This is a genomic window from Afipia massiliensis, from assembly GCF_001006325.2.
GTDB lineage: Bacteria > Pseudomonadota > Alphaproteobacteria > Rhizobiales > Xanthobacteraceae > Afipia > Afipia massiliensis_A.
In genome coordinates, this window is sequence record NZ_LBIA02000001.1 from 339,995 (window position 1) to 365,636 (window position 25,642).

The window sequence follows — 25,642 nt, forward strand, 5'->3', positions numbered from 1 at the left end:
GATGCGCCTGTTGCAAGACAAGGTTATATTCATCACCGGCGGCAGCCGCGGGATCGGCCGAGAGATCGCCCTTAAATTCGCGGCCGATGGTGCAAGGATTGTCATCGCCGCAAAGACCAGCGATCCTCACACCTCGCTTCCTGGCACCATCCACACGGTCGCCGACGAAATCCGCCGCGCCGGCGGAGAAGCCCTGCCGTTACAGGTAGACGTTCGAAACACGGACGCCGTCAAGGACGCGATCGAGACGGCGGTCAAAACGTTCGGCGGCCTCGATATTCTCGTCAACAATGCCAGTGCCATCAGTCCGACCGGACTTCTCGATACATCGCCGCAGCGTTACGACTTGCTGCAATCGATCAACACCCGCGGGACCTATCTCTGTTCACATTATGCGATTCCTCATCTGCGGGCGTCGAAAAATCCGCACGTACTCACGCTGTCGCCGCCCATAAGCACGGGCACGAAGTGGTACGGCACATATGCGGCTTATGCGATCTCCAAGTACGGCATGACCATGTGCACGCTGGGAGTCGCTGAAGAGTTCCGACCAGACAGCATCGCAGCGAACTCGCTCTGGCCGCGAACGATGATCGCGACCGACGCAGTTCGCGTGCACTATGAGGACGAATACCGCCGCAGCCGGCATCCTGCGATCATGGCCGATGCCGCTTATCTGATCGTGACAAAGGACAGCCGCACGTTCTCCGGCAATAGTTTGATCGACGAAGACTTCCTGCGAGACGAGGGCTTCTCGGATTTCTCGCACTATGCAATCGATCCGTGCGTCGAACTCGCCGCTGACATTCTGATCGATTAACCAAAGGATCACCGCATGCAGCCTGTCGGACAGTGGATCAATCTTCATGCGCGCCAACGCCCGGCCAAGACCGCCATCGTCGATGACCGGCGGCGCTTGACCTATGCGGAACTTGATCGGGAAACGGATGCCCTTGCAGCAGCATTTGCCGCCCGCGGCGTTCGCGCCGGTGACCGTATCGGTATCCTTTCCGGCGCGTCGGTGGAATGGGTGATGGTCTATCTCTCCATCGTGAAACTCGGCGCGATCGCAACGGCACTGAACTACCGGGAAACACCTGACCGTCTCGTCGCGATGATGCAAAGCGTCGGGGTGAGCCTCCTGTTCACCGATACTGGCTCTCGCGCTGCACTGTCCGGTTTCTCCGGGCTTCCCGAGATCATCGAATTATCCCGGGCATCGCTCGACGATCTCACGAGTCGGCATACCGAGCAGCATGCCTTTGACTTGGTGAAGCCGACAGACGGAAACGTCATTCTGTTTACTGGCGGTACAACCGGCGTCTCCAAGGGCGTACTGCTGTCTCACGCCAACCTGTTCTGGAACGTGATCAACGAAGCGCTGGCCACACGGATCACCGAATGGGACACCACCCTGCTCGGAACCGCCCTGCATCACTCGGCCGCGCTAAACACGTGGTTGCTGCCGCATCTCTATCTCGGCGGCACGGCCGTAATCCTGCGGGAGTTCACGGCGGACGCCTGGATCGACATGGTGCAGCGTGAGCGCGTCACGAACGGATTCACACCGCCCACCATGGCGCGCCAGGTGGTCAAGCACCCAAATGCGGGCAAGGCGGACTGGCGGCATTTCCGTCGCTGGTACTCAGGCGCAGGCATCCTTCCCCGGCACGAGCGCGAGGAAATGGAGGCGCTCAATCCGGGACTCGGTATCTATTATCAGTATGGACTGACCGAAGCCGGCCCCATCGTAACCGTACTGCAACCGGAAGATTACGACCTCGCTCCCGGCAGCATCGGCCGCGCCGTGCGCAACTGCGAAATCCGCATGCTGCGCGAAGACCGCACCGACGCGCCACCGGATACAGTCGGAGAGATCGCAGTCCGCGGCCCAGCTGTGATGAGCGGATATTTCAACCGCCCGGAAGAAACCGCGAGAGTGTTCCACGATGGCTGGCTTTTAACCGGCGATCTTGGCGTCATGGATGCAAATGGTTTCATCACATTTCATGATCGCTCCAAGGACATGATCAAGACGGGCGGCCTCAACGTCTACTCGCAGGAAGTCGAGCACGTGCTGGCGAAACACCCCGCAGTACGCGAAGTCGCCGTGATCGGCACGCAGGACGATCACTGGGGCGAGATGGTCACCGCCGTGATCACGCTGCATGACGGCATGTCCGCCGACGAAAACGACCTGATCTCGTTTGCGCGGAAGGATCTTGGCGGCTACCAGACGCCCAAGCGCATCCTGTTCATGAGCTACGACGAACTGCCGAAGAACTATCTCGGAAAAATCCTCAAGCGCGAACTTCGTACAAAGGTTGATTCATGACTGTCTTGCGTGAAATTCCACGCCCCGGCGTAGCCCTCATCACCATCAATCGTCCCGACAAGCTGAATTCCATCGATCCGGCGACGGATTTGCTGTTGCGTGAGGCATGGGCCTGGGCGGAACAGGCGTACGACGTACGGTGCATTATCCTTACCGGAACAGAGAAGTCATTTTGCGCAGGCGGCGATATCGCGCAGCTTTTGCCGGATCTGCGCCGCCGCAACGAGATCAATGCCGATGACGGCACGTTCTGCGGGCTGACACGTGTATATCCGACACGCAAACCGATCATCGCCGCCGTCAATGGTATGGCGTTCGGCGGCGGCCTTGAACTGGCGCTGGCTTCGGACATCCGGATCGCCAGCGCCAAGGCAAAATTCGGCCTGCCGGAAGTCCAGGTCGGCGTGCTTGCCGGCGCAGGCGGCGTAACCCGCCTCCCCCGGTTCATCGCGCCCGCCATTGCAGCCGAAATGCTGCTGACCGGCGAAGCGATCGACGCGGACACGGCGCTCCGCGCCGGTCTCGTCAGCCGCGTTGTTCCCCCGGAGCAACTGATGGAGACGGCCTTCAGGATCGCAACCCGCATCGCCGCGAACGCGCCGCTGGCAATTGTCCGGACGCTTGAACTGATCCGGAAATCCCGCTCGCTCAGTCTTGCGGACAGCCTCGATATGGAGCGTGCCAGCCTTCAATATCTTCTGGCCAGCGCGGACGCGAAGGAAGGCATCGCCGCCTTCTCCGAAAAGCGCGTCCCTGCATTTACAGGACACTGACATGCTCGACATTTACGCATCGGACGAGACCACGCGCCAAATCCGGGACAGTGTCGCCGCGTTCGCCAGCGAACGAATCGCGCCGTTGGCTGACGAGGTCGACCGCAAGGATACGTTTCCGCGACATCTGTGGCCGGACCTCGGCGCGCTCGGCGTGTTGGGAATTACGGCAGACGAAGACGACGGTGGCGCGGGTTTAGGCTATCTCGCGCACGTGGTCGCTTCCGAGGAAATTTCCCGCGCTTCCGGCTCGATCGGAATTTCCTACATCGCCCATTCCAACCTGTGCGTGAACCAGATCCGGCTAAATGCCAATCCTGAGCTGCGGAGGCGTTATCTGCCCAAGCTGATCTCCGGCGAGCATGTCGGTGCGCTGGCCATGAGCGAATCCGGTTCCGGATCGGACGTCGTCAGCATGGCGCTGCGGGCGGAGCAACGCGGCGATCGCTTCGTTCTCAACGGTAGCAAGATGTGGATCACCAACGGCGATCACGCCGACGTTTATGTGATCTACGCAAAAACGAGCCCTGATGCTGGTAAGCGCGGCATCACCGCTTTTGTGGTCGAGCGTGACACGCCCGGTTTCGGCCGCGCGCAAAAGCTCGACAAACTCGGCATGCGTGGCTCAGGCACTTGCGAACTGGTGTTCGAGGATTGCGAAATTCCGGCGGAGAATGTTCTGGGAACAATCGACGCCGGCGTCCGAGTACTGATGAAAGGCCTCGACTATGAGCGCATCGTCGCCGCGTCCGCGTCTGTTGGATTGATGCAGGCGGCGCTTGATATTGCACTGCCCTACGTGCGGGAACGCAAGCAGTTCGGCCAACCGATCGGAGAATTTCAGCTAGTCCAGGGTAAGCTTGCTGAAATGATGACCGCGCTCAATGTCTCGCGCGCCTACCTCTATACCGTGGCCGCTGCGGCGGATCGCGGGCTGCCGCTTCGCAAGGAGGCCGCCAGCGCCATCATGTTCGCATCGGAAGCCGCGACGCGTGTAGCGCTCGACGCCATTCAGTTGCTCGGCGGCAACGGTTACATCAACGAATACGCGACGGGCCGGTTACTGCGCGACGCCAAGCTATATGAGATTGGCGCGGGCACGACGGAAATCCGCAAAATGCTGATCGGCCGCGAACTGGTCCACGCCGGCGGATAGCCACTAGCCAATGGACCGCAGGGAGGAAAGAACATGACTTACGAAGACATCATCTACGAGGAACGCCCGAAGGGCATTGCTCGCATCACGATCAATCGGCCAGCAAGCTACAATGCCTTTCGTGGGAAGACGGTCGAAGAGCTCATCCACGCCTTTCAGCGCGCGGGGTGGGACAAGTCGATTGGCGTGATCGTTTTGACCGGCGCGGGGGACAAGGCCTTCTGCACCGGCGGCGACCAGAGCGCACATGAGGGACAATACGACGGCCGGGGCACGATCGGCCTGCCCATCGACGAATTCCAGAGCGTCATTCGCGACATGCCGAAGCCCGTCATCGCACGGGTCAACGGCTTTGCGATCGGCGGTGGCAACGTGCTCGCGACGATCTGCGATCTGACGATTGCATCCGACAGGGCGCAGTTCGGACAGGTTGGTCCGAAGGTCGGATCCGTCGATCCGGGTTTCGGAACTGCTTATCTGGCCCGTGTCGTTGGCGAGAAGAAGGCGCGCGAAATCTGGTATCTCAACCGGCGCTACACGGCTGCGCAGGCGGTCGAGATGGGGCTCGCCAACATCGCCGTGCCGCATGATGAACTCGATGCGGAGGTTGATCGCTGGTGTGAAGAGCTGCTCGAGCGTAGCCCCACAGCCCTGGCGCTTGCCAAGCGGTCCTTCAATGCAGATACGGAATCGATCCGCGGCATCGCCAGCATGGGCATGGCAGCGCTCAGCCTCTATTACGACACCGAGGAGTCGAAAGAGGGCGGCCGGGCGTTTCGGGAGAAGCGCAAACCCGACTTCCGCAAGTTCAATCGTTGAGATCATGATGACACAGACCAGGCGCGCTGCATTCCAGTGGGACGATCCGTTCCTGCTCGACGATCAGTTGACCGAAGACGAGCGGATGATCCGCGACACGGCGCGGGCTTACGCTCAGGACAAGCTGCTGCCGCGGGTAACGCAGGCCTATCTCGAAGAGAAGACCGATCGCGACATCTTCAACGAGATGGGCGAGCTCGGCCTGATCGGCGTCACGCTGCCAGAAGAGTACGGTTGCGCCAACGCAAGCTACGTCGCCTATGGCCTGGTCGCGCGCGAGATCGAGCGGGTCGATTCCGGCTATCGCTCGATGAACAGCGTGCAGTCGTCGCTGGTGATGTATCCGATCTATGCCTACGGCGACGAGAGCCAGCGCAAGAAGTATCTGCCGAAGCTCGCCACCGGCGAGTGGGTCGGCTGCTTCGGCCTGACCGAGCCCGATGCCGGCTCTGATCCCGATGGCATGAAGACGCGCGCCGAGAAGGTTGCCGACGGCTATCGCCTGACCGGCTCGAAGATGTGGATTTCCAACGCGCCGATCGCCGACGTGTTCGTGGTGTGGGCGAAGTCCGCCGCGCACGACAACAAGGTCCGCGGCTTCATCCTCGAGAAGGGCATGAAGGGCCTGTCCGCGCCCAAAATTGGCGGCAAGCTCTCGTTGCGCGCCTCGATCACCGGCGAAATCGTGATGGACGGCGTCGTGGTGCCGGAAAGCGCGCTGCTCCCGAACGTCTCGGGTCTCGCGGGGCCTTTCTGCTGCCTCAACCGGGCTCGCTACGGCATTTCATGGGGCGCGATGGGCGCGGCGGAAGACTGCTTCGCCCGCGCGCGGCAGTACACGCTCGACCGCAAGCAGTTCAACCGTCCGCTGGCCGCGACCCAGCTCGTGCAGAAGAAGCTTGCCGACATGGAGACCGAGATCGCACTCGGCCTGCAGGGCTCGCTGCGGCTCGGCCGCCTGATGGACGACGGCAGGATGGCCCCTGAGATGATTTCGATCATGAAGCGCAACAACTGCGGCAAGGCGCTGGACATTGCGCGCATGGCCCGCGACATGCACGGCGGCAACGGCATCTCGAGCGAGTATCACGTGATGCGTCACGCGCAGAACCTGGAGACCGTGAACACCTACGAGGGCACCCACGACGTCCACGCCCTCATTCTCGGCCGCGCCATCACCGGCATTCAGGCGTTTTCTTGATCCCTATATGCAAGGCCGTGTTGGTGTCACCGGGGCATCTCCTATAGCTGCTTCACTTCGCGACAGGATCGCTTCTATCAATAGCGCCGAACCTGAACGCGCCGAGCCGCCGTGGTCCGCATCTCACGGAGCAGCGACAACCTGTCCCCTCGGCTTCAGGATTGCGAAGTTACCATTGGCTTGCGCAATCAGCTTGTCGCCGAGATAAAGCCGGGAATCGAGATTTGCGATCGTCCGCCCGCGATTGAGCAGAGCCGTTTCACAACGGATGATCCCTGCAGGAGCCGGACGGAAATAGGTGATCTTGATCTCGATGGTGGTACATGACTCACCCTTGTCAAGGGTTGGGTAGAGCGCAATCCCCATACCGGTGTCCGCCAGTGCGTAAAGCACGGCGCCATGAGCAACCTGATGCGGATTGTGATGAACGCCTGGAGCAACCTCAAGCGAACAAATGCTGCGGCCGGGACCTTGCTCGTCGATGCGAAGCCCTATCGTCTCGCCGAACGGATGAATCGCGGGCAATTGCATCACCATATACATTCCTTCACGTTGCGCGGCCGCGCATCTTCACTTCGTTAATCAGATTTCCGAAAATCCTCGGAGCCTGCAAAAAAGGCCAACATTTTCGATGATCAAGTAGTAGCTGCGTCAAGAATTCGTTCGACGTCTCCCCGCCAACTTCTCTTTCGCTTTCTTTCCCGCGTCGCGCGGCATCTCGGGAAGCCCGAGCAGACGGGACGTCAACACCAGCATTTGATCGACTGCTTCTTCCGGAGTTCGTTTTCCTTCTGGATTGTACCAGTACGCGGCCCGATCCCACTGGTTCATGACGGACAGAGTGACGAACATAGGATCGACGAACTCATCCGAACCGACTATCTCATTCACAAGGTCATGAATCCTGTAGCGATAATCATCGAGCCGCTTGTCAAAATGCTTTCGCTCCTTTTCAGGAAGAAACATCCTGCCGAACTGCGGATCGATCAGGCGATCGTTTGCTCGGGCAATAACCCTGTGTCGTATCTTGTAATCTACATGACGCCGGGCGATCTCAATCAGACGTTCGCTGCGGGGTGTTGAATCGATTTCTCGCAGGACATACGAGAAAAAATCATTCATCCCAAATTCAATCGCTTCAACGAGCAACGCCTCCTTCGAGGAATAATAATTATAGAGAGTAGGCGCCTTCAGGCCGACTGCGCTGGCAATCGTGCGCATGCTGCAGGTTTCATAGCCTCGCTCCGCAAATAACGCGATGGCCGTCAGGAGTATGTGCCCCCGCATTCGCCCGACGGACGCCTCCTGCCGCTCGACGATCTTTCCTTCGTCGATAGCCTGGCCCAGATAGCTGACACCGGCCCCGTCCTGAGGGACTCGGGCTCCCGTTCGAGTACGCTTCATCCCTGCCCGGCTCATGGACTGCCCGCTCCGCGGATTCGTGCTCATCTACGGATCAGGTAGCTGACCCACCACCGCCTGACAACCGCGCCCACCCGACAAATTGGACTCAGATGAGGTTGAAGAGCGGTCCGGAAACAGGCCAGCTGCCGGACCAAGCCCGTGACGCCAGCTATTGAGACCGGGCCGACTCCGCTTCCTGGAGCCTCCGCCACATCACCTTGCCGGACGCATTTTTCGGCAAGGCATCAACGAATTGGACGATGCGAGGGGCCTTGTAGGCACTGATCTGGGCCCGGCACCAATCGATGATGTCCTGCTCCGTGAGCCCAGTATGCGATGGCTTACGGACGACCACCGCCTTGACCGTCTCGCCACGATAAGCATCATTCGCGCTGATAACGCATACTTCCTGGATTCCGGGATGCCGGAACATCACCGCCTCGAGTTCGGCCGGCCACACCTTGTAGCCGGATGCGTTGATCATTCGCTTGAGCCGATCCGTGATGAAGAAGTAGCCAGCTTCGCCCTGATACCCCAGATCGCCGGTACGCAGGAAGCGCTTGCCGTCGATCGTGATGAACGCCTGCTCCGTGGCATCGGCGCGACGCCAATAGCCGCGAAAGACTTGCGGGCCGTGAACGACAATCTCGCCCTGCTCTCCCACCGCCATCTCGGCGTTCGTGTCGATATCGATCACCCGCGCATCGACGCTGATGAAAGGGATGCCCAGGCACTGAAGTTTCGGCGCGTCACACGGATTGAACAGCGTGACAGCAGCGGATTCGGTGAGGCCGTAGCCTTCGACAAACCGCAGCCCGAATTGATCAAACAGCCGCTCGGCGATAGCCTGAGGCATGGCTGAACCGCCGCCCCCAATATAGACAAGACTAGAAAAGTCATATTGCGCGAGCTGCGGACTTGCCAGCAGGTCAATGATCATCGTCGGAATGCAAGTCCAGTGGCTCACCCCATGTTGCGAGATGAGTTGTCCCGCCACGTCGCGGTCCCATCGGGGCATGATCACCAAAGTCCCACCGGCGAAAATCGACGCGTGCATCACGCAAACGAGACCGGTGATATGAAACAGGGGCAGAACGGCCAGGCTCACCATTTCGGGCGTGCCATCAAGCCAGAATGACGTGGCCATTGCATTGTGCATGACGCTCGCGTGCGTCAGCATGCACCCTTTTGGAAGTCCCGTTGTGCCACTGGTATAGGGGAGAAGCGCCAGATCATCCCGGCACGCGACCAGATCCGGCAATACATCCTGCGCCTGAAGAGCATCCTGCCAATGATGAACGGCACCCCGCCCCAGGCTGGGCAACGGATGATGCGCCGTTAGCCAATCCCGCCATTGCGCTGGTATCGCAGAAAATGAACCATTCGATGAACCGATGACATCGGCGAACTGCGAAACAATCAAATGATGCAGATGATCCGCCGTCTCTATCCCATCGCTGGCGGCAGCGACCTCTCCTGCAAGGTCCCCGGTTGTAATAGCCACCGTGGCTTGCGCATCACTGATGTAGTGACGCAACTCCGCCGCGCGGTTCATCGGGTTCACCGGCACGACGACCGCGTTGGCGCGGGCAATCGCATAGTGGGCGATAACAAGTTGGGGGCAGTTCTGCATGACCACCAACACGCGATCACCAGACTGAACTCCAAGTGCTGCAAGACGCGCGGCAAGACGCGCGACCGCGTTCTCCAATTCCGCGTAAGTGATACGGCTGTCAAAAAATGCCAAGGCCGTCTTGTTCGGATAGCGCTTTGCACTGACAGACAGGCTATCCCACAGCGAGACAGTCGGCGGCTCCATCGCCGCAGGCAACCGAGCCGGCCAGACCTTCCACGATCGTTTCTCTTGTCGCGTCATCTTCTATTCAACTTCAGGCAAAGGGAAGAACGTCAACTGCGACTCTTCCAATACTGACTGGGAGGGACGACCGCTCCTCGCGCGGCTCAGGAATTCACACCTTCGGCGCGCGAGGCTGCAAGCACATCCTTTCCAAACCCGGCGGTGGTCTAATTCTTGACCAGCGGGCACCGTGACTCTGAAAGCGGCTGGTATGCCTTGGCGCCGGGGATCGTGTCGCGAACGGTCATATAGTCCCAAGGCGCCTTTGAGTCTGACGGCCTCTTCACCTCCAGGAGATAAAGATCGGACACCATGCGGCCATCGGCCCGAATCCGACCGCCCTTCGCGAAGACGTCGTTGATCTCCATCTTCCGCATATGATCGAGAACGACCTTGGCATCATCGGTTCCGGTCTCTTTCACCGCCTTGAGATAGGTTGTGACTGCGGAATAGATGCCGGCCTGCAGCATGATCGGCATTCTGTTCCGCTCCTTGTAGAATCGCTGGCTCCACGCCCGCGACTCATCGTTCCGGTCCCAATAAAAACCCTCGACCAGGACCATGCCTTGCGCCGCTTCGAGTCCGAGTGCATGGACGTCCATCATCGTTCCCGCCATGGGTGCGAGTGTCTGCTTCTGACTGACGCCAAATTCGCGGGCTGCCTTGACCGCGTTGATCAAGTCTCCGCCCGCGTTGGCAAGCGCGATGACATCGGAACGAGAGCTTTGAGCGGCCAGCACAAACGACGAAAAGTCGGAAGTCCCGATCGGGTGCTTGCGAGATCCGACAACGGTGCCGCCAGCAGCGCCGATTGCCTTTATCGCATCCTTTTCGATGGCCTGTCCGAGAGCGTAGTCGACCGTCAGGAAGTACCAGTTCTTCTTGCCCGACTTCGTGATCGATCCAGCCAGCGCATTGGATATGCCATAGGTGTCCCAGGCATAAAGTACCGTATTCGGCGAACACTGCTCATTGATCAGACTGGTCGTGCCCGCGCCCGTGACCATGAGCACGCGATTCTTGTCTCGGGTAATGCCGGACACCGCAAGCGCAACAGCCGAATTGATCGTATCGGTGATCATATCGACGCCTTCAAGATCGTACCATTCCCGGGCGCGGCTTACCGCGATATCCGGCTTGTTCTGATGGTCGGAAACCACCAGTTCGACCTTGAACGACGGCTTCTCGTTCTTGACAAAATCGTCGACGGCCATCCGTACCGCGGCGACCGAGCTCGCCCCGCTCAAATCCTGGAACACACCGGACATGTCACCCAGAACGCCGACCTTCACCGTGCCATTCGAGATGCCTGCTCCCTGCGCCAGCGCGCTGCCGGAAGACAGAAGACCTATCGCAGCAGCAATCGCGAATTTTCGAACCACCTTCATCGGATATCCTCGCAGTTTGTTGTTTTTGAATTCGTGTGGAGGTCACCGGCGAATGGCCATCACTGACCAGGCCGCCGATCACCGACTTGCTCGCCAGGGATCTAACGTTTCACGCGTTCTCCGACCCACGCCCCAATCGCCTGGAGGGTCGAGATGGTTTCAGGCAGAAACGGAAAGATCGTGTAGACGTGCACGGAGTCTTCAACGATCCGCGTTGTCACATCCACGCCCGCTTGCTTGGCCAGTTCCGCAAAGCGGGTGGTGTCGCTCAACAGCACCTCGCCTTCACTGGCGGTCAGGAACATCGGAGGCAATCCGGACAGATTGCCATACAGCGGCGAGACCAGCGGATCGGTAGGCTCGTGCCCCTGGAAGTATGACGCGCCGAGATAAGCCAGCACATCGCGATTGGCAGCAGGATCGTCGCCGGTGAACTCGGCAACGGACGGTCCGCGCAGGGTGAGATCGACAAACGGACAAACGCCGATGATTCCGGCCGGCAGTGGATCGCCCGCCGTCTTCAACACAAGCGCCAAGGCCAGCGTCAGTCCGCCCCCCGACGATTCGCCACTCAATATGATGGACGACGCAGGGACGCCGCTGTCGAGCAGGCCGCGATAGGCATCGACAGCGTCATCGACGGCTGCGGGGTAAGGATGTTCCGGCGCAAGGCGGTAATCAACAGTGACACAGTCACCGCCAACCGCTTCCGCAAGCCGACCAGCATACTCGAGCGATCCGCTCGCCGAGCCAAGTACGTAACCGCCGCCATGGAAATGCAGAACGGTCGGACCGCCGGGCGAGCCCGCCTTGCTTGAACGAACCTGCAGCGCAGGCACACCACGAAGCTCAAGCTTCTCAACCTGAACCTGCTTGGGCAGCGGGAAATTTGTCGTCAGGAATCGGTCATAGCCCTCGCGCAAGCCATCATGCCCCCGCGCCACGTTCTCGGGCGAAAATGTGTTCTTCCACATCGTGAATGCGCGCTGGCTCTCAGGCCGCTTCAGGCTCTTGCCCTCGCGGGTCGCCGACAGCCCCAGCACTTCACCTGGCGATTGCTTCACAGCCTTGAGGACGTCGTAACCCCAGACGAAACCCCATGTGGTCTCGGTCATAGGATCGATGTGCTGCATGCCCTTCCAACGGCCGTTTCGTGCGCGGATGCGATCCGCTTCGGATTCATGGGTCAACTTGACCATCGCCCGGGCGCCAGATTGAACTCGCGTCGTGCGGGGACGCCGCCGCTGCTCGTATTCCAACAGAGCCGCCGGAACATCCTTGTCCGCTCGCTGCGAAAGGACGGTCGCGAGCGTCCAGGCGTCTTCAATACCCTGACATGCGCCTTGCGCGAGGAAGGGCACCATGGGGTGCGCCGCGTCGCCCATCAAAGTTACTCGGCCATAGGTCCAGCGATCGATCGGGTCGCGATAGTACATCCCTGTGATGAACGAGGCATCGATCTGCTCCATCATCTTCCGCGCGCGCGGCTCGATGTCGCTGAATGAGCGATGCAGCTCGTCAATATCGCCGCTTTCGGTCCACGACTCGCGCTGGACTTCAGTTGCCGGCACAGAGGCGAGGATGCTGTAGAGATTGTTCGGACGCACCCAGTAGGTGATCAGCGTACGGCCGGGGCCGAACCAATAGTTGCCCTTTTCCTCGAGATTTATGGAGCCCAGCTTGTCTGCCGGAATCAGGGCGCGCCACATCAGAATGTTGGAGAAATGCGTCGGCTCTTCGCCCCGCATCTGCTTTCGGATCGCCGAGTGAATGCCGTCCGCGCCGATCAACGCATCGCCGCGAAGCTTCTCTCCCGAGGCCAGAGTGACCGTCACACCTTCATCGTCTTGTTCAAAGCCGGTACATTGAACGCCCAGACGCAGCATCCCATCCGGCATTGCGCCCGCTAGGATATCGATCAGGTCCGCACGATGGATGTTGTAGAGCGGCGCACCCCAGTGCTTCGTGCCCGCAGCGCCAAGCGGCGATCCATAGATAAACTTTCCGGTGCTGATATCCCGCATTTCGTACGATTGTGGAATGACACCCTTTTGCGCAACTGCGTCCTCAAGGCCCAGCTCCCGCAACACAAGCGAGCCGTTGGCGGCGAGCTGGATACCGGCACCAATTTCCTTAAGGGCCGACGCCTGCTCAAGAACCGTCACGTCAACACCCTTCTGACGTAACGCGATAGCGGCAGTCATGCCGGCGATACCCGCCCCAACAATAATAACGTGCATTCAAGAGCCTCCCTGCCGCGACGCGCTGCCTGTTTCGGACAGGCGGCTTTACGAACGAATGTTCGTACGTATCGCCCGCCATCACGGTCGTCAAGGCCGCCCTGATCGGTGAGCTTCGCCAGGCGAACTCACTTCTCAATTGGGGGCAAACAAATTCACTACCAAGCGTCGCTGCAGATCAATGCCAGCAGAGACAACAGCAAATTCTAAAGGCAGAACGGGATCACGCGAAGGCTGCCCTCGAAAACGCCAAGTTAAAACTCATCGCATGCGACCCGCATTGCTCGAATAGTTCGGCCTAACCATGGGCGGCCTTTAGCCCATTGTCGATGTCGGCTTAAAGAAACCGTATGCTGGAGGACCCGCAGGAAGAAAGGTAAAGATCGCATCTTAACCATATCGCTTCTCCTCGGATTCTATGAGCTTGGAAATTCGCGCGGCGGCGTTCGGCGTTGGCGCTGACACCTTCTGCGAAATCATTGGTCTCGCGCAGCCACGACTGCTCGTGGAATTAGCGCTTCAATTGCTCTTCAAGGCGCTCTATCAACCCGCGACGAAGTGTCTTTCGAGTTGATTTCACGCCAAGTGGCGAACTCTCGGCGATTTCCTGCGCCAGCTTCATGGCCTCGTCACGCAGGCTCTCCTGGGTGGCCAAAACATCGCAGAGACCAATTCGATAAGCTTCGTCGCCTTTGATCCGGCTCCCCGTGAGCATCAACATCGACGCCCGCGTTGCTCCGACAAGCTCCGGCAGAGTGACTGTCAACCCGAAGCCGGGATGGAAACCGAGCCGGGTGAAATTCGCCGAGCAGCTGGTGCTTGCAGTCCGCTGACCTTTGAAGTCCGCTTCGAAACGACATCGCGTTCCAAAACTGCTCATTATGCGAATGCAGTATGTAGACGCCAGATAGAGAAGTCACTGTTGGCCCAGATCGAGATGTCACTCTCCACGGTTTCAGCTGGGGAGCATTGGTCCGATGATGGTGATTGCGATGAGCCGGACGGAGATCGACCGGATGAGCGTCTTGCACGATCTGGTGGCTAACAGAATCAATGTCACGGAAGCCGCGACGAGTGCGCTGGGCGACCACGTTGCACCGCTCGGTTTTGCATTCTCAGGAGGCGATAACCTTCCGGGGCAATACCGCAGCGGCACATTTATCGGGTTGCACGGCTCATGGAATCGCAAGTCGCGTAGCGACTGCAAGGTGATCTTCGTGCCATTTCGGGACGGGCGACCACAGGGCAAACCGGTTGATATTCTGACGAGATTTTTATCGGCCGACGAAAAGGCGCACGGCCGCCCCGTCGGTGTCGTCATGGATACAAAGGGAGCCGTCGTCGTTGCGGATGATGTCGGCAATGTTGTCTGGCGGGTCGGGAAATAGATATGGATGGTCATCGTAAGAATCACTGGCATGCGTCAATCCCTACGGCTGCCGATGATGTCAGACGGACGGCGCGGGTGGCAGCGGTGAAACCCTGTTCCCCCACCGCAACCGTGCCCTCATGAATTTCCCCGCGGTCAGTAGACTTCCAGATCGCGGTAATCGGCGGGGTAAGATCGTGAGATCTGATTTCGTCGAATCAACGGCACACAATATCTCACGGACGTTCGTTCTTTAGATGCGTTAAGCGCCACCGAACCAAGTCGTCCGCGCCGGGCCCCGCTTGCGGCAGCACGTCTCTGACTCTGACACGCTCCCCCGTCTCCGAGTCGATGAGGGCAAGCTTTAGTGGTCGCCCCGTCTTTCGATTCACAAACTTAAGTGGCGGCCCGCCGTCTCCCGAAACTGCCCATTTGTCGCCGACTTGCGCAAGAGCCTGCGTTACGAGAATGGTATCCCACCCCTTTCGACTGAGAACATATTCATAGCGTTCTGGGTTGGTTTGATATCGTCGCCGCTCGATCAACTCATTGTCTTCAAGATGACGCAAGCGGTCGGACAACGTCGCATTAGTCACGCCGGTTGACCGGCGTAGATCTTCATACTTGCTCAGACCCAATGATAGGTCGCGCAAAATCAGCACAGCCCAGCGGTCTCCAATCGCGGCCAACACGCCGGCGATCGAGCACGCCATTCCATCAAAACCTTTTGATCGCATAAAGGACTTGCCTCCTTGTTACTCTTATCATTAGAGTGACTAGCCGTCCAGCCTTCTCAAGGCGAGAACGGAAACGCGCATCATAACGACATCGCGGAATTCTGCAGGTTAGGGACAGTGAACATGAGCGAGCTTCGTGACCTTGTGATCGATGCACATGGCGGCATCGAGCGCTGGAACAAAGTGAAGACGATCGACGGAGATATGTCCATCACAGGCTTGCTTTGGGCAAGAAAAGGCTGGCCAGATGCCTTGAAGGATGTCCATGTCGCCATCGACACCAAGGTTCAATCTGCCCGGTATCGTCCCTTCACGAACCCGAACAAGCGCAGCATCTATCAGCCCGACCATACCCGTATTGAAGCGCTGACCGGACAGGTTCTCCAGGAGCGCGGTGATCCTCGGTCGGCATTTCAGGGACACGCCCCTGAAACGCAATGGGACGACCTCCATCTCGCTTATTTCAGCGGTTACGCGATCTGGAATTACCTGATGACGCCTTTCGTCTTCGCGTGGCCGGATGTGAGTTGCGAAGAAGTAGAACCCTGGAATGAGAATGGCGAAAAACGCCGCCGGCTCAAGGTGACCTTCCCCGACTCGATCGCCACTCATTGCCCTGAACAAATCTTTCACATCAACAGCGATGGCCTGATCAGCCGCCTGGATTACGGCGCTGTCGTCGCCGGCAACACACCAACCGCTCACTACGTCTCAGACTACAAATCCTATGACGGAATCAAGATCTGGACGAAACGGCGCGCACTTCGACGCAACCCCGATGGCACCGCGGCACCCGCACCCGTCGTCGTCGCCATTGAGATTGCCAATATCAGCCTGTCATGAAGCAGCCGCAAGGCGAAAAAATCTATCGGAGGAAGAAGTGATCCATACGGATGAAAAACGTCATGTGGTGACAATGACCGTCAACGGCGTTAGCCAGATCGCATCTGTGGAAGCGCGTAAATTGCTGGTCCACCTGCTCCGCGACGACCTGAACCTGACGGGAACCCATGTCGGTTGCGATACATCGCAATGCGGCGCCTGCACCGTCGATATCGATGGACAAGCGATCAAGTCCTGCACGGTTCTTGCTGTGATGGCCGACGGCGCATCGATAACAACGGTCGAGGGCCTCGCGCCAGCGGTTGGCGCGCTTGATCCGATCCAGGCAGCCTTTCACGAACATCACGCCTTGCAATGCGGATTCTGTACACCGGGAATGATCATGAACGTGCGACAGCTGCTTAAGCAGCATCCGAATCCAACCGAACACGACATCCGCCACAACCTCACCGGCAACATCTGCCGTTGCACCGGCTACCACAACATCGTGCGCGCGGTTGAGTCGCTCGCAGCGGGGGCACAACGCCATGACTGAAACATCCGCCATCAAATACATGGGCCAGCCACTGCGGCGCCGCGAAGACTTCAAATTCATCACCGGCAAGGGACGCTTCACCGACGACATGAAGTCGCCGGGCATGCTTCACATGGCGGTGTTGCGGTCGCCGCATGCCCACGCCAACATCAGACACGTCGATTTGTCCGCGGCCCAAGCCGCCCCGGGTGTTCGCCTCGCATTGTCCGGCGCGGACCTCTCCGGCAAGATCGGATCGATTGAGCCCAACTGGGTCATCCCGGGGACCAAGATCCCGGACCGGCCGGTGGTCGCCATTGATCGCGTCCGCTTCGTCGGTGAATGCGTTGCTATCGTCGTGGCCGAGACACAGGCACTGGCACACGATGCTGTCGGACTGATCGAGGTCGATTACGAAGCGCTGCCCGCCATTGTCGATGAGGAAGCCGCTATTCGCGAGGGTGCGCCGCAGCTCCACGACAACGTACCGAAGAACATCACGACGCTCTACAAGGCTGGTGGCGGTGACTACAGGAAAGCCGCCAGCGAAGCGGATCATGTGATCAAGCTTCGTGTGATCAACAACCGCCTCATTCCGACTTGCATGGAAACGCGCTCCATTCTCGCCGAACCGAATGTCGATGGCACGCTGACCGTCAACATCCAGAGCCAGGTACCTCACATGCATCGGCGATGGATTGCCGATGCCGTGGGAATTCCCGAGCATCAGCTTCGCATCGTCGCCCCCGACATTGGCGGTGGCTTCGGCGCGAAGATGCATCTTTATCCGGAGGAACTGCTCTGTCCTTATCTGGCGCGCCAGCTCGGCGTGCCGGTCAAGTGGTGGGAATCCCGTTCGGAAAGTCACCAGTCCACAAGCCACGGACGGGCTCATACGGAGACCATCGAAGTCGCGTTTCGCAACGATGGCAAAATTCTCGGGCTGAGAGTCGAGACGCTCGGCAACGTCGGAGCCTACCTGTCGAACATGGCCTCGGGCGGCCCGACGGTGAATACGATCAATTTCGGAACCGGCACCTACAAGATCGACAACTACGAAGCGTTCTCCAGGGTTGTGGTGACGAATACCGTTCCGGTCGATGCCTATCGAGGCTACGGGCGTCCTGAAGCCGGATACATCGCGGAGCGCGCTATCGACGCGGTCGCGCGTCATCTCAAGCTCGATCAGGTCGAGGTGCGCCGGCGAAACTTCATTCAGCGTGCCGACTTCCCGCATCGCCCCTACAATGGCCATGCCGTGATCTACGACAGCGGCAACTACGAAGGTTTGCTGGAAAAGGCTCTCGAAGCCTTCAAATACGATGAGAGAATCGCCGAACGCGATCAGTTGCGCAGTCAGGGCCGTTATCGCGGCATCGGTGTCGCGGCCTATACCCACATGTGCGGCATGGCGCCGTCACGCCGCCTGTCGCTGATGGGTTTCAGTCGCGGGGGCTGGGAGAGCGCGCGGGTCAGTATCGACTCGAGCGGCCGAGCCACGATCTTTTCCGGCTCCATGAGTCAGGGACACGGCCACAACACGTCACTGGCCCAGATCGCAGCCGACGTGCTCCAGATTCCAATCGAGCATATCGACATCGTGCAAGGTGACACACGGCAGGTTCAGGCCGGGCATGGCACCTTCAACTCCCGCTCCATGTCTGTCGGCGGTTCGAGCGTTCATGTCTCGTCGCAGCGCATCGTCGCCAAGGCAAAGAAAATCGCGGCAGGCATGCTGGAGGTGGACGAGAAGGACATTTCATATCGCGCCGGACAATTCAGCGTCCCGGGGACGGACATCGCTCCCATAAGTTTCGGCAAGGTCGCACGCATGGCCTATGTCGGCCACAAGCTGCCTGACGGAATGGAGCCAGGTCTCGACGAAACGATGTTCTATGACCCAGCCGGTATGGGTTCGCCTTCGGGAATCCATATGGCTTATATCGACGTCGATCCTGAAACCGGAATGGTCGACATTCTCGACTATGTGGCCGTGGACGATGTCGGCAAGATCATCAACCCCCTGCTCGCAGCCGGGCAAATTCACGGCGGCGTCGTGCAGGGTATCGCGCAGGCACTTTACGAGGAAGTCAGCTACGACCCCGATACCGGGCAGCTGATGACCGGCTCACTGCTGGATTACGCTGTCCCGCGCGCGGAGCATGTCCCCAATATACGATCCTCGTTTCAGGAGACGCCGTCCCCCACCAATCCGATCGGCGTCAAGGGCATCGGCGAGAGCGGGTCGATCGCCGCTCCGCCGTGTATGGTTCATGCCGTCCTTGACGCATTGTCGTCGTTCGGAATTTCGCATCTCGATATGCCGATGACACCGCCGCGCATCTGGTCCGCGGTTCAGCAAGCACGCGCAGGAGCAAGCCAATGATCCCGGCATCGTTCGACTACGTTCGAGCAACCTCGCTCTCCCAGGCCATTGGCCTGCTGCAGAACGACCCCGACGGCACGAAGCTTGTTGCCGGCGGCCATACGCTGATCCCGACATTGAAGCTGCGGCTGGCATCGCCAGCGCTCCTGATCGACATCGGCAACATTCAGGAACTGAAGGGAATCGAAATCGGAGACCAGATCAAGATCGGCGCGCTGACCACCCACGCCGAACTCCTTGAATCCCTTGGTGGCGTTCTGCCCATTTTCCATCAGGCTGCCGACATGATCGCCGACCCGCAGGTGCGTAACCGCGGCACCATCGGCGGCTCGCTGGCCAACGCGGATCCGGCCGCTGACTGGCCTGCCGTTGTCGTTGCGTTGAATGCCGAACTGGAGGTCGCAGGCCCGAATGGCCGCAGGCGCATCGCAGCGAAGGATTTCTTCGTCGATATATTCACGACCGCGCTGGAACCCGGTGAAGTCCTCGCAGCTATCCACATCGCCCACCCTGTTGCGGGAACGCAATTCAGATACCGGAAGATCCGACATCCGGCGAGCGGTTACGCGGTGGTCGGTGTAGCGGTGGCCGTATGCCTGAAGGATGACGTTGTCTCGCATGCCTCCATCGGCATCACCGGCGCCGCCGGACACGCCTTCGCGGCCGAGCCGGCAATGGAGTTTCTGACCGGCAAACGCCTCACACGCAAGATCATTGAAGAGTCAGCACGGCTGGCAAGCGAACAGGCTGAATGCCTGTCAGACCATTACGCTTCGGCGGACTACCGCAAGCACCTCGTCAGGACCGAGGTCGCAAGAGCTTTGACGTCACTGAGCGAAGGGACATGACTTCGGGCAGCGACATCACTGCCCCCAATCCCATATTTGGCTATCTGCTCTTTCGCTTCGACGGCGTACGCGACTTTGGGCCTGCCTCTGCCCGGTCGACATCTGAGCGCAAGTCGTCCCCGCCAAATCTTTTCCGGTTGAAAGGCACCGCGCCGGCGCCGGGAACGATTTCGATGTCCTCGAGACGGAGCGGCTTGCCTCGGGCGGTCAGGAGTTCGGGATACTTGATCTCCTGCCCGCTAGAGCGGTCGTTGAAAACGACCTGCGGCCCCGCGGGTTCGGCCAGCCAGTCATCGCCCCATTTCTTCAACGCCAGGTAGGTCGGAAAGAAATCCCGGCCTTTTTCGGTCAATACATACTCATATCGGCCCGCGTGCTCAGGCAGCGGAACACGGGCCATAATGCCAGCATCGACGAGTTTCTTCAGACGGGTGCTGAGGATGTTCGGCGCAATTCCGACGTAGTACTGGAATTCATCGAACCGCTTGACGCCGTAGTAAGCTTCTCGCAGCAGCAGGATCGACCACCGGTCTCCCACTGCCTCCATGGCGCGCGCTACCGAACATTCCCTGTTGGCTATACGGCTCCGCTTCACATCCGCCATCACAACCCTGCATTCCTCGAATCCGGCTCTGTCATACACGCTATATATCAGAGCCGGATGCTCGTCTGTCCAGCGCCCCCTCTTTAGGGGCCGGAATTGGCCTCAATGACCTGCCCGAACGGCTGCCACCGCTCACCCACCAGGCGGCGCAGTTGCATGGATTTGATCGGTGCGAAGTCATCCCGACCCGTGCTGATCTTGATGCCCGGCATCAGCATGTCGAGTTCCAGGCCCTTCATGCTGGCGGCCTGCCGCATCACATTTTCCCGGGTCAGATTATCGCCGGCCTGCTTCAGAACCTGCACCATGGTTTGCGCCATCACGTAGCCTTGGGTGTTGCCTGTGGCAGTGATGTCGGCACCGGGATAGTGCTTTTCCAGAAACGCGAGGTAAGCCTTGACGCCGGCATCATTGGCCATGGCTGGATCGGTTGCGTCCTTAAGAAAGCCGCCGCTGATGATGCCTTGGGAAATATCGAAACCCGCAGGCTTGATGACGCTGCCAATCGAGGCCGCCGGAATATTGAGGATATGGACCGGCTTCCAACCCAGTTCGGCCATCTTCCGTATCGCCTGAGCTGCGAACTTTGGCCCGGCAAAGTTCATGAAGATATCAGCGCCGCTGGCCTTCAGTCCAACGACCTGAGAATCGACCGTCGGTACCGACACTTCATAGCTTGCCTCCGCAATGATCATCGAGGCCTTCGTGCCAAGCCCCTGCTTAAGGCCGGTCAAAATATCCTTGCCGTAATCATCATGCTGATACAGCACCGCGATCTTTCCGCCAGGATGGTTGGCCGCAAGATACTGGCCGTAAACCCTGCCTTCGTTGAGAAACGACGGCTGGAAGCCCATGGTCCAGGGAAAATTCTTCGGATCATTCCATTTCGATCCGCCACCGCCAACAAACAACTGAGGCACCTTCTTGGCGTTCATGTATTTATGGATCGCGGTGTTGGTGGGAACACCAAACGTGCTGAACAGCAACAACACTTCGTCATTCTCAACTAGCCGGCGCACTTGCTCGACCGTCTTCGGCGGGCTGTAGGCATCGTCGTAACTGATGAAGTTGATCTTGCGGCCGTTGACGCCGCCTTCCGCATTCACCTTGTCGAAGTAAGCGGCCTCGGCCTTTCCGATCAGACCCCATGCGGATCCTGGACCGCTATACGGCATGGTGTTGCCGATCTTGATTTCGGTATCGGTGGCGCCGGTATCATATTTTTTCTCTCCCGCCAAAGCGATACTGGAAACAAAAGAAATAATGGCGGCGCATGCCATAAATGAGAAATTGAATATCACACGCATTTCGAGCTCCTCTGGATACAGTTTCTCGTTGCGGCCGCGAGAAATCGCGGCCGCTTATGCTGTCGAACAATTCAGATTGAATCAGGCGGCCTGGCCGGATTCTTCGGGCGGCTTTGTTACTACATCGGGCTCAAGTGCCCGCCGATGCGCCACAAGCACGCCAGCTTCCGTCAATCGGTCCAGTTCTGATTGGCCGATACCAAGCTCGCTGAACACCGCGCGGTTATGCTCACCCTGGAATGCGGGTGTGCCGATTGGCGTCAGCTCTTCTCCCGAGAAATGCCATGGTCGTCCCGGCAGGCGATATTCGCCGCCACTCCGATCTGGCACATGCTGAACAGCGCCCCAATAGTCGCTCCATTCTGACTTCGTCAGATCCTTGATAGAGCGGATTTCGCCCATCGCGATCTTGGCTTCATCGAACTGAGCATCGAGCGTCGCCATATCCGGAAACGTCAGCATCCAGGATTGGATAATCTGATGCAGCACACCGAAATTCAGCCGACGTGCGGCTGCCGACGAAAACCGCGGATCTTCCATCAGATCGACCCGCCGCATCGCGCGCAGCCACGAGGGGAACGTGCGGCTTCCAATGATGCTTGTCGCAACAGTGAAATGCTCGCCTTGCGGACCAGTAAAGAACGAGCAATCCGTCGCGCCAAGGACAGCTGGCTCCGCGCCAATGTCGTCATCAGAAAGGTCGACATGAGCGCGCTCATTGACTGCCAGCAAGGTCGCAGCCATCGCCACATCGATGTACTGGCCCTTGCTGCTGGTCTGACGGCTGTTAAGTGCAGCCAGGATCGCAATCACAGCTTGCAGACCGGCATAAACGTCGGCATGCGACAGGCTGTCCGTGCGTGGTTCGGTGAGCGCTTCACCGTAGTGACGCACGCTGTTCTCCGTGAATCCTGCCTCGGCCTGTACCGTCGGCGCGTATGCCATCCGGCTGCGCCAGGGACCACCCTGCCCGTAACCTGTGATCGAAGCGTAGATCAGACGCGGATTGCGCTTCGACAACGTCTCATAATCGAGGCCGAAGAACCCGAGCGTTCCCGCGCGAAAATTCTCGACGACAATGTCCGCCGTATCGCAAAGCTTCAGCGCCAGATCGTAAGCGCCGGGCACGTTGAGATTGATGCTGACGTTGCGTTTTCCAGCATTCTGCTGGGCGTAGTAACCCGACATGCCGTCGGTCGATGGAAACGCGAAGCGGGACACATCCGGGCTTGGCGGCTCGACCTTGATGACCTCGGCACCGAGATCCTGCAGCGTGCGCGCACACAGCGGGCCTGCAAGAACACGGGAAAAATCGACGACACGGATTCCGCTGAGAGGACCGGTCATGTCAGTGCCCCGCGAACTTGGCGAGGCCCGGACCATTCTTGCGGAACGATGCAAGACCGGCCTTCAGATCCTCCGATGCCCAGATCGGCGCCTGTACCCGCGCCATCGCCTCGTCGGCCGCGACGACACCCTCGCTAGCTGCGATGTGAGCCAGTTCCTTGGTCGCGGCGTGAGCCAATGTAGGCCCCTGTGCAAACTCCTCCGCGATCGCCATCGTCGCCTTCTCTAGCGACTCCTCGGGCACCGAGAGATTGATCAGTCCCCATTTCTCCAGCGTCGGCGCGTCGTAGCGCCGCGCGAGCATGGACATTTCCTTGGCCCGCAAGGCGCCGATGCGCTGCACCTGGCGCTGAATTCCACCCAGCAAAGGATGAAGCCCAAGAGTGGCCTCCACGGAGCCGATCTTCGCCGACGAAGCCGCGATGATGTAGTCGCAGCACAGCGCGAGTTCGAGCCCACCGCCGAGACAGACGCCATGAACGCTTGCGATGATCGGGATCGGCAGCAATTCCATGAAACGGAGAAACTCAACGCCAGTCAAACGACGGCTCTCGGCGTCTGTGCTACCGCTTACTTGAGCGACCCGCTTGTCGAAAATGTCCAGATCGGCGCCAGCCGAGAAATGTCGCAAACCGCTGCGGAGCACGATCGCCCGGCTCCCAGCCTTCTGCGCGTCTTCGATCTGCTCAACGATTGCATTGATGAGCTTCGGGCCCAACAGATTGTAGGGCCTGTAAATCAATGTGATGACAGCGATATTCCCGCGCTGCTCGCGCGTGACCAGTGCTTCCTCGGACAAGGCTCGCCTCCTGTTTGCCGGCGCGTTCATTCGCTCCGGCCTTGTTACAGGAGCAGATTATCTAATGACTTTCATTTTGCAAGTCATGTTTTCGCGCAGATCAGGTATCTTGCCGCTCAACCCGATTTTTCAAAATGCCGATCTTCTCGACTTCCAGCTCAATGCTGTCACCATGCTCAAGGTACCAGCCGAGCTCGAGGCCACATCCATTGCCGACGGTGCCTGATCCAATGAACTCCCCTGGCATCAAGGTTTCATCCTGTGTGACATGCGCAATGATTTCCTCGAACGAAAACAACATGCCGTCGCTCACGCCCTTCGAGCGAATCTTGCCATTCACACGGACTTCCATGTTCAGCTTGTAAGGGTCGCCGATCTCGTCCGGCGTCACGATCCAGGGTCCGAGTACATTCCCTCCGTCGAAACTCTTGCCTTTCGTAGGGCCGAGCCGGCCCTCCATCTCGATACGCTGAGCGTCGCGCGCGGAGAAATCGTTGAAAATCGTGTAACCGAAGATATGATCGCGCGCCTTCGCCGCAGAAATATTGGCGCCCTTGCCTTTCGTGATGATTCCGAACTCAAGTTCGTAATCCATAATCTTGCTGTAACGCGGCCATTTGACGGTCGTATTGGTGCCCTTCACGCTAAAGCGATTGGTGATGTAGTAGATGGGCTGCTTGCGATATATTTCTGGAAGCTCGGGCAAAGGCTCGGCCTCCAAACGCGCCAGTTCAGCCGCATTGCCTTCCGCGCGCGCCTTGAGCTTGAGTGAGCCACGCGGCGACTGACGGATGTGCAGCGGAAACGACATCCCGTCCCGCATCTGACGCGGTTCCGGCAACGGCGCCAAAATCTCTACATCCGAGACTTGGACCGACAAATCGCTGTCTGTTTCATATTTTTGAAAGATAGCACGTGCCTGATCCAGCGCCGCCTCTCCTGCGTCGATGAACGACAACATTGAGTTGAAAGCAGAATCTCGCGAACCCGCCCGCTTCGAAACCTTCGTAAGCTCTAGGACTAACTTGTCGCCACCATGAACAAGTCCAACATACTCTTTTCCCTTGGAGCGATATGTAGCGAACTTCACGGAACTCTCCCTGATCGTTGTTTCTAAAGCAGCCCATGGAACAACATCACAGCAACTTTCATTTTGCAAGTTATTGAGCAACCAAAAGACGCATACCCCTCAAATCCGAGAGCCTGCTCGACGAACAGGACATTGTGCTGGAAATGCCGCCATGCCCGGCATTCGGATAGATGCTGAGCATCGAATTCGGAATACTTGCAAAGCTCGAGCGATTTAGGAGCTTGTACCATCACGTCGTGATCCCATTGACGACCAATGTCGGCATCGTGATCTTTGCGCCCGCTTAAACCGAGTCCTTGGACTGCGACGGCCGCCACCTGGACCTGAATCGTCTGCTGGCTGAAGGGTTTATCCAGATCCGTATCGCACTCCACCAACCACGCTAGAAAAGACATTCGCGGCTGCCTGTCCGCCCTCTGTTTGGGTGAGAGGAGGAACTGGCAAGACGACAGCCTCTCTTGTGCCGCCCGATGAGCTAGGGCCGCCGTTCGCTCCCTTACTAGCCGATGGCGGGCTTAAAGCATGCGCTCATGAACAATGATGCTTATGCATGACGAATGGTTGACTTCTCTCTCATATCGCCAAACGCACGCGAAACACAGCTCCGCGGCATGATGTCCGCGT

Annotated in this window: 23 protein-coding genes and 1 pseudogene; 11 read left to right on the forward strand and 13 right to left on the reverse strand. The window is 58.9% G+C overall.

Annotation, left to right across the window (positions count from 1 at the left end; all coding sequences use genetic code 11):
- Nucleotide 1: 1 nt before the first annotated feature.
- From YH63_RS01485 to YH63_RS01510, 6 genes are read left to right on the forward strand one after another with little or no spacing between them, the layout of a single operon-like run.
- The gene (locus tag YH63_RS01485) at nt 2-820 is read left to right on the forward strand and encodes an SDR family oxidoreductase (protein ID WP_046829135.1); all 819 of its coding nucleotides are present in this window, start codon (nt 2-4) and stop codon (nt 818-820) included.
- A 15-nt stretch (nt 821-835) separates the two neighbouring features.
- Complete coding sequence (locus YH63_RS01490; RefSeq protein ID WP_046829134.1) at nt 836-2,335, forward strand: class I adenylate-forming enzyme family protein; 1,500 nt, start codon at nt 836-838, stop codon at nt 2,333-2,335.
- On the forward strand, nt 2,332-3,108 hold the full coding sequence (locus YH63_RS01495) for an enoyl-CoA hydratase/isomerase family protein (RefSeq protein ID WP_046829133.1): 777 nt from the start codon (nt 2,332-2,334) through the stop codon (nt 3,106-3,108). Before YH63_RS01490 ends, YH63_RS01495 begins: the two co-directional genes overlap by 4 nt.
- Nucleotide 3,109: 1 nt before the next feature.
- Nucleotides 3,110-4,264: an isovaleryl-CoA dehydrogenase gene (locus YH63_RS01500; protein ID WP_046829132.1), complete on the forward strand. Its 1,155-nt coding sequence runs from the start codon at nt 3,110-3,112 to the stop codon at nt 4,262-4,264.
- A gap of 33 nt (nt 4,265-4,297) precedes the next feature.
- Nucleotides 4,298-5,083 (forward strand): 2-ketocyclohexanecarboxyl-CoA hydrolase, encoded by a 786-nt coding sequence (gene badI / locus YH63_RS01505; protein ID WP_046829131.1) that lies wholly within the window; start codon nt 4,298-4,300, stop codon nt 5,081-5,083.
- 7 nt (nt 5,084-5,090) lie between these two features.
- On the forward strand, nt 5,091-6,284 hold the full coding sequence (locus YH63_RS01510; RefSeq protein WP_433995087.1) for an acyl-CoA dehydrogenase: 1,194 nt from the start codon (nt 5,091-5,093) through the stop codon (nt 6,282-6,284).
- A gap of 123 nt (nt 6,285-6,407) precedes the next feature.
- Here YH63_RS01510 and YH63_RS01515 read toward each other — a convergent pair whose 3' ends face one another.
- From YH63_RS01515 to YH63_RS01540, 6 genes are all read right to left on the reverse strand, one after another.
- Entirely contained in the window at nt 6,408-6,821 is a 414-nt protein-coding gene (locus tag YH63_RS01515; RefSeq protein WP_170978648.1) for a PaaI family thioesterase, read from the reverse strand.
- A 114-nt stretch (nt 6,822-6,935) separates the two neighbouring features.
- The gene (locus YH63_RS01520; protein ID WP_083992669.1) at nt 6,936-7,733 is read right to left on the reverse strand and encodes a TetR/AcrR family transcriptional regulator; all 798 of its coding nucleotides are present in this window, start codon (nt 7,731-7,733) and stop codon (nt 6,936-6,938) included.
- Between the two features lie 124 nt (nt 7,734-7,857).
- Complete coding sequence (locus YH63_RS01525) at nt 7,858-9,564, reverse strand: long-chain-fatty-acid--CoA ligase (protein WP_046829129.1); 1,707 nt, start codon at nt 9,562-9,564, stop codon at nt 7,858-7,860.
- A gap of 149 nt (nt 9,565-9,713) precedes the next feature.
- Nucleotides 9,714-10,934 (reverse strand): ABC transporter substrate-binding protein, encoded by a 1,221-nt coding sequence (locus YH63_RS01530; protein WP_046829128.1) that lies wholly within the window; start codon nt 10,932-10,934, stop codon nt 9,714-9,716.
- A 101-nt stretch (nt 10,935-11,035) separates the two neighbouring features.
- Nucleotides 11,036-13,174, reverse strand: a complete 2,139-nt coding sequence (locus YH63_RS01535) for an alpha/beta hydrolase fold domain-containing protein (protein WP_046829127.1) — start codon at nt 13,172-13,174, stop codon at nt 11,036-11,038.
- Nucleotides 13,175-13,685: 511 nt separating this feature from the next.
- Nucleotides 13,686-14,054, reverse strand: a complete 369-nt coding sequence (locus tag YH63_RS01540; protein ID WP_052753882.1) for an enoyl-CoA hydratase/isomerase family protein — start codon at nt 14,052-14,054, stop codon at nt 13,686-13,688.
- Between the two features lie 196 nt (nt 14,055-14,250).
- Between YH63_RS01540 and YH63_RS01545 the strand changes: the two are divergent.
- Nucleotides 14,251-14,562 (forward strand): annotated as a pseudogene (locus YH63_RS01545) (PQQ-dependent sugar dehydrogenase); the annotation flags it as partial.
- 217 nt (nt 14,563-14,779) lie between these two features.
- Here the strand turns inward: YH63_RS01545 and YH63_RS01550 are convergent.
- Nucleotides 14,780-15,280, reverse strand: coding sequence for a winged helix-turn-helix transcriptional regulator (locus YH63_RS01550; protein ID WP_046829125.1), 501 nt, complete (start codon nt 15,278-15,280; stop codon nt 14,780-14,782).
- Nucleotides 15,281-15,403: 123 nt separating this feature from the next.
- Between YH63_RS01550 and YH63_RS01555 the strand changes: the two genes are divergently transcribed.
- From YH63_RS01555 to YH63_RS01570, 4 genes are all read left to right on the forward strand, one after another.
- A complete protein-coding gene (locus tag YH63_RS01555; RefSeq protein WP_046829124.1) occupies nt 15,404-16,123 on the forward strand; it encodes a hypothetical protein in 720 nt (239 codons plus the stop codon).
- Nucleotides 16,124-16,196: 73 nt separating this feature from the next.
- Nucleotides 16,197-16,658: a (2Fe-2S)-binding protein gene (locus YH63_RS01560; RefSeq protein ID WP_046829839.1), complete on the forward strand. Its 462-nt coding sequence runs from the start codon at nt 16,197-16,199 to the stop codon at nt 16,656-16,658.
- Nucleotides 16,651-19,023 (forward strand): xanthine dehydrogenase family protein molybdopterin-binding subunit, encoded by a 2,373-nt coding sequence (locus YH63_RS01565; RefSeq protein WP_046829123.1) that lies wholly within the window; start codon nt 16,651-16,653, stop codon nt 19,021-19,023. Before YH63_RS01560 ends, YH63_RS01565 begins: the two co-directional genes overlap by 8 nt.
- Nucleotides 19,020-19,871, forward strand: coding sequence for an FAD binding domain-containing protein (locus YH63_RS01570; protein ID WP_046829122.1), 852 nt, complete (start codon nt 19,020-19,022; stop codon nt 19,869-19,871). Before YH63_RS01565 ends, YH63_RS01570 begins: the two co-directional genes overlap by 4 nt.
- 40 nt (nt 19,872-19,911) lie before the next feature.
- On the opposite strand, the gene YH63_RS01575 is transcribed toward YH63_RS01570, so the two are convergent.
- From YH63_RS01575 to YH63_RS01600, 6 genes are all read right to left on the reverse strand, one after another.
- Nucleotides 19,912-20,475, reverse strand: coding sequence for a winged helix-turn-helix transcriptional regulator (locus YH63_RS01575; RefSeq protein ID WP_046829121.1), 564 nt, complete (start codon nt 20,473-20,475; stop codon nt 19,912-19,914).
- Between the two features lie 83 nt (nt 20,476-20,558).
- Nucleotides 20,559-21,782 carry an ABC transporter substrate-binding protein gene (locus tag YH63_RS01580; protein ID WP_046829120.1) on the reverse strand — a complete coding sequence of 408 codons (1,224 nt, stop codon included), beginning with the start codon at nt 21,780-21,782 and terminating at the stop codon, nt 20,559-20,561.
- 81 nt (nt 21,783-21,863) lie between these two features.
- Nucleotides 21,864-23,129, reverse strand: coding sequence for a CaiB/BaiF CoA transferase family protein (locus YH63_RS01585; RefSeq protein ID WP_046829119.1), 1,266 nt, complete (start codon nt 23,127-23,129; stop codon nt 21,864-21,866).
- A 1-nt stretch (nt 23,130) separates the two neighbouring features.
- Nucleotides 23,131-23,928 (reverse strand): enoyl-CoA hydratase/isomerase family protein, encoded by a 798-nt coding sequence (locus tag YH63_RS01590; RefSeq protein ID WP_246657990.1) that lies wholly within the window; start codon nt 23,926-23,928, stop codon nt 23,131-23,133.
- Nucleotides 23,929-24,028: 100 nt separating this feature from the next.
- Complete coding sequence (locus tag YH63_RS01595; protein ID WP_046829117.1) at nt 24,029-25,018, reverse strand: fumarylacetoacetate hydrolase family protein; 990 nt, start codon at nt 25,016-25,018, stop codon at nt 24,029-24,031.
- Between the two features lie 23 nt (nt 25,019-25,041).
- Entirely contained in the window at nt 25,042-25,413 is a 372-nt protein-coding gene (locus YH63_RS01600) for a hypothetical protein (RefSeq protein WP_046829116.1), read from the reverse strand.
- Nucleotides 25,414-25,642 lie beyond the last annotated feature (229 nt).